This window comes from Mesorhizobium sp. M7A.F.Ca.CA.002.05.1.1 (assembly GCF_003998335.1).
GTDB lineage: Bacteria > Pseudomonadota > Alphaproteobacteria > Rhizobiales > Rhizobiaceae > Mesorhizobium.
The window spans coordinates 1-1,024 of the sequence record NZ_RZQI01001359.1 but is presented as its reverse complement, the minus strand read 5'-3'; the positions used below and the strand labels follow the sequence as shown (position 1 = coordinate 1,024).

Here is a 1,024-nt window from a genome sequence, read left to right as displayed (position 1 = left end):
ATCGTGAGCGTTCGTCATTGGGATCGATAACCCGGTGGCTATTGATTGACGTATAACCGCCGAGATATGGATGTGTCAAGCGGGGTGCCGGCGGTCACGATCCGGCGGTTTCCAAAAAAATCTTTCCATTGCCCAAGGATTAGCCATTAGCCTTCGTCCAACAGGCAAATGATGGCGATGATGCTGGATGAAAGCGAAGCCTCCGACGCCGAACTGATCGGGCGGGCGAAGGGCGGAGACAGGGGGGCCTTCAGCACATTGCTGGAAAGGCACTATGACTTCGTCTATCGCGCTGCCTATCGCTGGTGCGGCAGGAAGGCCGATGCCGAAGACATCGCCCAGGAAGTCTGCGTCAGGCTCGGCAAGGCGATCCGCGACTATCGCGGCGGCGGCGCTTTCACCACATGGCTCTATTCCGTGACCCTGAACGCCGCGCGCGACATGATGCGAAAGTCCGCCCGCGAGACCGTGAAGACCGAGGCCTATGGCGTCCATGCACTGATCTCAGGCGAGGCGTCGGTCGAACCGGAGGATCCGGCCGAAGCGCTGTGGACCGCGGTGCGGCAACTGCCGGACAAGCAGCGCGACGCCGTGCTTTTGGTCTATGGCGAAGGATTGAGCCACGCGGCCGCCGCCGAGGCGATGGCGATCTCGGAGACGACGGTTTCCTGGCACATCCATGAAGCGAAGAAACGGCTGAAGACGCTGATGCGCGCGGCCGGGGAAGTGTGACCATGGTCGACGACAACGAACTCAACAGACTGCGCGATATCGCAGCACCGGCGCCCGCCAAGGATGCCAAGGCACGTGCCTTCGAGGCCGCCCTGCGCGCCTATGATCAGGAAAATATTTCTGCTGTCACCCAAGGATCGATTGGCGGGCTTCGTCTCACAGAGCGAGCACAAAAGCTCTGGAGCGAGATCATGCAAAAGAAACTCATTGCCACGCCGGCCCTTGCCGGGCTCGTCGCCCTGCCGATCGCCGGATACGCCACCTTCCATTTGCTGAGGGAACAGCCGCCCAA

The 1,024-nt window shown here is 61.0% G+C and carries 1 protein-coding gene and 1 pseudogene; both read left to right on the top strand.

Features of this window, described 5'->3' with window-relative positions; translation table 11 throughout:
• The first annotated feature begins 171 nt into the window (after window positions 1–171).
• A complete protein-coding gene (locus tag EN939_RS35540; RefSeq protein WP_127271980.1) occupies window positions 172–732 on the top strand; it encodes an RNA polymerase sigma factor in 561 nt (186 codons plus the stop codon).
• A gap of 2 nt (window positions 733–734) precedes the next feature.
• Window positions 735–1,024, top strand: a pseudogene (locus EN939_RS35535) (VWA domain-containing protein); the annotation flags it as partial.